The organism is Oceanobacillus halophilus (assembly GCF_003628505.1).
Taxonomy (GTDB): Bacteria; Bacillota; Bacilli; order Bacillales; family Amphibacillaceae; genus Oceanobacillus; species Oceanobacillus halophilus.
Genome location: NZ_RBZP01000038.1, coordinates 1 through 6,177, shown reverse-complemented (window position 1 = coordinate 6,177; position 6,177 = coordinate 1). Strand labels below are relative to the sequence as shown.

Sequence of the window (6,177 nt, the reverse complement as noted above, 5' to 3'; positions counted from 1 at the left end):
CGAAGGAAATCAGTTAGCTTCCCGCGCTCGACTTGCATGTATTAGGCACGCCGCCAGCGTTCGTCCTGAGCCAAGATCAAACTCTCCAAAAAAGTTTGTTTTGTGATTAACACCAATCAATCACAAAGAGAATTCTTAGCTTCCAGAAGTGTTACCTTCTGTATTTTATAAAGAAAAACGAGTTTCCTTTATGTCTTAACATACTGGTTGTTTTGTTCAGTTTTCAAAGAGCAATTCAGTTCGCCGTTCTCAAGACAGCGACTTTATTAATATATCATATCGCGTTTATCTTTGTCAATAAATATTTTAATTTGTTGAGAAGATAATTTTGCGACAGAAATAAATTCTATCGAAGTAGATTTAAAAAGTCAATAACTTTTTTCAATCCATTCATCACTTTTTAATTCACAAAACATCGTGTTTTTAGCGACAAGGAATACTATAGCATCCTTATTCTAAAATGTAAATACATAAATTATAAATTTTTCGTCGTAAATTTTGTCCATATAAGAAAAATTTAATAGACTAGATAATAATTCGTTCTCTCCCGCTAATACTACATATAAAACGATGAACAGAAAGGATACCATCATGGGCTATATTGAAACGATACGTCAACTGGTAGGAAGCACACCTATCATATATTAAACTCGGCCGGCATACTCCTTAGCAATACGAACAAAGAAATTTTACTAGTAAACAGATAGACACCAACAATTGGGGACTTCCTGGTGGATACATGGAATTGGGAGAGACCTTTGAAGAAACCATACAACGAGAACTACTGGAAGAGTTAAGTATCTATATAGAAGAAATAAAACTACTACACATCTTCTCCGGCAAAAAATTCTATCACGAATATCCAAACGGTGACCAAGTCAACAGTGTAATTGCTATCTACACTGCTGAAACATATAAAGGAGATATTAAAGTCGACCACAACGAAGTAAAGGAAGCGAGATTTTTCAAATTAGACTCTCTACCAACCGAACGGACGAAAACTACTAAGAATAGTTTAATGCATCTGAATATTGATGTTAATAATAGAAAAACAAAAACAACATAATAAACATCAACTGCCAAATTGGTATAGATAAAAGGATTGCCCACCCAAGACCTTTTGCAAAACTGCCATTTTTAATATCCTCCATCAAAAACCTCCTTAGTCGCTATCGTAAAGCAACGTATAATAACCCCAAACTATGATAGCGTTTACATTTCTTTGTTCTATTATAACTTATTTTTGTAGAAATGGAATATAAATAGATAAAAAAAGAGCATCGATCCAATCCAAATCGATTAGATAGATACTGCCCATTCATTCAAGATTCACAACAAACTAACAATCTTACACAACAACGCGGCCCGATTCGGAATCTCACTCAGCAAAATATGTTCATTTTTTGCATGGATTCCATCTCCTGCTGCACCGAGTCCGTCCAGTGTTGGTACACCTAAGCTTGCCGTAATATTAGCATCACTGCCTCCACCGACATTGGCCTCTTGCAATTCCATGTTTAAGTCCTTTGCTGCATTCTTTGCTAATTTGAACAATTTTCCGGTTCCTTTATTCCTTATCATCGGTGGTCGGTTCATCCCGCCTCTTACTTTCAGCCTGATTCCTGGAGTGTTTGGCCGTAACCCTCTTATTATCTCATCTATTCTTACTTGTTCTTCTTTGCTGGTTACCCGGACATTCATTCCAATGGTTGCTGAATCTGGGACAACATTTAACTTTCCGCCGCCTTTTACAGAGCCAACATTAATGGTCGTTCCTTTTTTGTAGTCAGTTAATGATTCTAAAAAAACAATAAGTTGCGCCGCTTGCTTAATAGCACTGATTCCATCTTTATGATTATTCCCGGAATGAGCAGCTATTCCTTTTATCTCCACAAAATATCTGGAAGAACCTTTCCTGCCCGTCTTAAGTGCTCCTGTTCCAGCAACTGGTGGTTCGGTTACTAAAGCATATTTACTGTTTCGAGCCTCTTGTTCGATAATTTTTCTCGATGACGGGCTCCCTACTTCTTCATCACTGGTGCATAGGAACACAACTTTCTTCTTTAAAGGAATTTTTAACTCCTTCAGAGCCTTTAATGCCCAAATGGCTTGCACCAGTCCACCTTTCATATCATAGATTCCTGGCCCAAACACTTTGTCGCCTTCTACTCTGAATGGTAAATCACCTTTTTCCCATACCGTATCAAAATGTGAAAGGATCAGAATCGTATCCTTTCCGCGGCCAAACTCAAAACGCAAATGGTTCCCGTATATCTCTTCCTTTATCTCTTCTGCCATATAACCAAAGTGACGCTGGAACAACTGCTGAATTCTTTGCCCGCACGCATCTGACAGTTGTTTGTTATTGGAGGGAGATTCACTCTCCACAATAAACTGAATATCGTCAAAAATACGATCCTTATTTTTCACCATATATTTTTTTATCTTATCCATTGCATTGGGTATCTCCTCTAGTTAAAAGACGTTCGGAAATTCATAATAAAATATCTTTTTAAATATACTATAGATACCCTCCCTTAGATATATATTTTTAACAAAAAAGAGATATTCCGGTGTTATCAGCCAGAATATCTCTTTTTCCTATTTCTTTTTCTCATATCGATAAAATGTTCCTGTTGTTTTACATAAAAGATCGCCTTGCTCATTCTTTACTTCGCATTCCATAAAAGAAACTTTATGCCCTTCTTTACTGTAGCGCGCAGTAGCAACTATTTCCCCTGTTGATGTTGCCCGAAAATAACTAGTATTCATATCGAGTGTTACGTACGGTGTGTCCTTTACACGAAAATTGAGATGACCCATTGCTGTGTCAGAAATAAATGTGTAAATCCCACCATGTACAATTCCAGCAGGATTTAGCATGATATCCGTAATCGGGCATCTGATGGTACACGTTTTTTCCTCATCATTATAGTCAAATTCAAATTGAAGCAATTTAAACATCATAATGCTCTCTGGTTTGATTTCATAATTATCGTAAGCTTTTTCTGCTAGTGCCATAAATTCCTGCTTGTCCACTTCCATCCCCCACTTTTTCCCAAATTTCTTTCTATAATAACATAATATTTCAAAAGATAGGGATACTAATCTTATGGGGAAACTTTTCCCAAGTTGTTTTTATTGGTTTTTAGCCACTAAAAAGAAGACATTCAATTTAAAGGAGTGAAACATGATGGGATTTTTATGGAGTTTAATTGTAGGTGGTATTTTAGGTTGGATTGCCAGCCTTATTGTCGGAAAAGACATTCCAGGAGGCATTTTCGGTAATATCATAGCCGGTTTTATCGGTGCTTGGTTAGGAACTTCATTATTAGGAGAATGGGGACCTGAGATTGGAGACTTCTATATCATCCCTGCTTTAATCGGTGCGATCGTACTAATATTTATTGTAAGTTTTATTATGAGAGCAATGAGAAAGAACGATTAATTCTGGAAAAGAGACGGAAAATAATTTTCTGTCTCTTTTTCTGTGATGGTGCCTGTCACTCCCCGAAATTTGTCGAAAAACGAAGACAGCTTGAGCCCTTGTCCCATAAGCGAATCAGCTGTTCCCCTTTTTCTTGAAAATACGAACAGTAACAGGCACCCTATAAGGAGCATCAAACTTCTTCTACGATTCGAAATCCCTTGGTTTTTAGAAATTTCATGTTGTGGGTGAAAGTTTCAATGGTGTCGGAGCAGTCGATGTTGTCGAAAAAAGTTTGTTCCATTTCTTCTCGGCTCATCCGAACGGAAAGAATACAGCCATAGTCGACTACATTATCTATTTCCACGTCATCATAAACATTGATTTGCACTTCTTCCAGTGGCAAGATTGCAAAAAACTCCCTTGCTATCCGAAGAGCACAGCTACTTACATAATCCTGGTACAGTTGATAGTACTTGCTCTTTCCCATTTTGCGCTGGGATAATCTCCCGGTTTTCGTTATGGAAAGCACTTTCGTTGGTATCACTTCTTTATTTTTAATATCCAGCTTTACCGTTACCTGAGGTGCGTCCGCGAAGAAGGTCCACTTCACGTTGCTGCCCAGTGCTGAAATATCTTCAAAGGGATTCGCTTTTTGCACGGCTTCTAACCATGCTCTTCCCTCGCCACTAAGCACGCGTTCTGCAAGTTCAACTTCACCTTTCCATTCTTCGTACATTGCTTGGTCCTTTTCCTGCGCTCGAACAATCTCTTTTTGCAAAGCTGCTTTCTTTTTCTGTACACGTCTGAATAGCTTGTCCAGTAATCCTGGTTTATAATTTTCAAGTTCCTTAATTGCTCCTGTTTCATTCGGACCTCTCTGATCAGGTTCAAATGGCGGAGGCGACTGCTGAATCTCCTCCCAATCGATCGTGTCATTCACCTCTTCATGCACACTTTGAAGCATTTCCACATGTGACGCATATCGAAGTACATCCTGTTTTGCCTGTTCCATTTTTTCTTGTTTCAGCTCATTTTGCTGAATGCGCTCATAATTCGTTCGCTGTGGACGTTTTTTTCTGGAAGATATTTTTTTGTGGTAATAAATGCCAGTTCCTGGAATACTCGAGCCGACCGAGGTTCCGTGAGAGCCAGTCGTCACTCGCATCCCTTTTCCTCCAATCGTTGTACTGACACCTCGTTTACCAAAATTCACTTTTACACCAGGAGCGATTTTCACACTTCTGCGGAATCTAAAACTCATCCCTCATCCCCCTTTTATGTAAAATGCCTTTCCTTATGGTTTACTTAAAATGGATTTCTAATTATACTTTCATATTAAAAGATGGAACTTTGCTCGTCCACTGAACAACCGTTAAACTAGCATAAAAAAGACCGACATTATTGTGTCAGCCTGATACTGGTACGATTCTTTTTTTTGCAAATATAGATCATTTTATCACTGTCATTCGTGATTGAATGTGTATTTCCGAATCGTCGTATAATGCTGAATTTGTTTAATGCGTCATAGTTGCTAACAGTAGAGACATCGACTATGTTTTGTGTTTCATCATTCGTATACGTTCTCCAGTAATCTTCCGTATTCGGCTGCAATAATTCTTGAGCATTCGGAAATGTGGTGTCAGAAATGAAATCCCATTTTTTTCTATAGAGGAAAGAAGTTGTGTTTACATAGAAAAGCATACCAATTAATAGGTATGCTAATTAATATTTTATACTTCTCTATCTTTAAACGTCAGTGTAACACTATAACCAAGGTTACCAAAAAATTCGCTCAGAACTTTTTCTGCATGTACCTCTGCTGTTTGCAGTAACCCTGTGTCTATCGCTTCTTGTTTAATCTGATCCTGCGCGTATGCTGCTAGATCAAAACCTTCCTCCCACTTAACTTCTCCACGGAATAATCCTTTTTCTGAAAATGCTCTCACTTGATCCATCTGAATCGCTGGATCTTGTATTAGTTCCGCATCTGGTAGAATGATTTCTAACATTTTCTCTTCTTCATTCACTCGAATATCCTTTTCCGTAATTCCTTTTAAATCCACCCCTGCAATAACAGTGGCCGGAACAATTAACAATAACTCTCGCTTGGTTCCCGGTACATTAAGGCCAATTTCTTTTCCGAAAAGTTTATTATCTTCCTGTTCAATAACGGTTTTCAAATAAGCCTCTGCTGTTGCAAGTGTTGCAAGGTCGTGAATCTGTTCGACAAAAGCGGTCGTCTCCTGTTGAAAAGTACTCCCAGAAAGCTTCCAAAAGCTACCTGCAGTTATCACTGCTATGATTAAGGTTATAATAGCAATTTTCACACCTAAAAACTTTATCTTCTTCATTATAATGCCCCCTGTATGTCTACCCCTTCATCTATAATGCAATGAATCTATCAATTAAGCAGGTAAATCGTAACACAACAAAACTCCTATTTAATCATACTACAAAATGGGACGGGGGGACAGGTTCCTTGTCCCTCACCTCAAAAATTTTGGGACGAGGAACCTGTCCCCATAGCCATCAAGTTAAGCATTTTCGCTGACATCATTACCAAATTATGGATATACTTCTTTCGGTATAAAACTACGGAGAGGAGTATTTTTTTACAACCATGCAACTAGATAAAGAATTTCAAATACTATTCAAGGAATTACAATCTAATTTTACGAGAAAACAAATAGAGGAGTGGGCCCAAGAAACAGGCTTTATGAAAAGGAAAACAAAACTCAAGCCGGAAT

6 protein-coding genes and 1 rRNA gene are annotated in these 6,177 nt (G+C 38.0%); 2 read left to right on the top strand and 5 right to left on the bottom strand.

Features of this window, described 5'->3' with window-relative positions:
* Positions 1–92: ribosomal RNA gene (locus D8M06_RS19465) — 16S ribosomal RNA — on the bottom strand; the annotation flags it as partial.
* A 611-nt stretch (positions 93–703) separates the two neighbouring features.
* Between D8M06_RS19465 and D8M06_RS19460 the strand changes: the two genes are divergently transcribed.
* The gene (locus D8M06_RS19460) at positions 704–1,066 is read left to right on the top strand and encodes an NUDIX domain-containing protein (RefSeq protein ID WP_277749498.1); all 363 of its coding nucleotides are present in this window, start codon (positions 704–706) and stop codon (positions 1,064–1,066) included.
* Between the two features lie 263 nt (positions 1,067–1,329).
* Here D8M06_RS19460 and D8M06_RS19455 read toward each other — a convergent pair whose 3' ends face one another.
* The gene (locus D8M06_RS19455; RefSeq protein ID WP_121206224.1) at positions 1,330–2,454 is read right to left on the bottom strand and encodes a M20 family metallopeptidase; all 1,125 of its coding nucleotides are present in this window, start codon (positions 2,452–2,454) and stop codon (positions 1,330–1,332) included.
* Positions 2,455–2,601: 147 nt separating this feature from the next.
* A complete protein-coding gene (locus D8M06_RS19450; protein WP_158591840.1) occupies positions 2,602–3,039 on the bottom strand; it encodes a PaaI family thioesterase in 438 nt (145 codons plus the stop codon).
* A gap of 154 nt (positions 3,040–3,193) precedes the next feature.
* On the opposite strand from D8M06_RS19450, the gene D8M06_RS19445 reads away from it, so the two are divergent.
* Positions 3,194–3,448, top strand: a complete 255-nt coding sequence (locus D8M06_RS19445) for a GlsB/YeaQ/YmgE family stress response membrane protein (protein WP_121206222.1) — start codon at positions 3,194–3,196, stop codon at positions 3,446–3,448.
* A 172-nt stretch (positions 3,449–3,620) separates the two neighbouring features.
* Here D8M06_RS19445 and D8M06_RS19440 read toward each other — a convergent pair whose 3' ends face one another.
* Both D8M06_RS19440 and D8M06_RS19435 read right to left on the bottom strand, forming a co-directional pair.
* Positions 3,621–4,691 carry a DUF4236 domain-containing protein gene (locus D8M06_RS19440; protein ID WP_121206221.1) on the bottom strand — a complete coding sequence of 357 codons (1,071 nt, stop codon included), beginning with the start codon at positions 4,689–4,691 and terminating at the stop codon, positions 3,621–3,623.
* Between the two features lie 469 nt (positions 4,692–5,160).
* Positions 5,161–5,781, bottom strand: a complete 621-nt coding sequence (locus D8M06_RS19435; RefSeq protein WP_121206220.1) for a DUF4230 domain-containing protein — start codon at positions 5,779–5,781, stop codon at positions 5,161–5,163.
* Between the last annotated feature and the right edge of the window lie 396 nt (positions 5,782–6,177).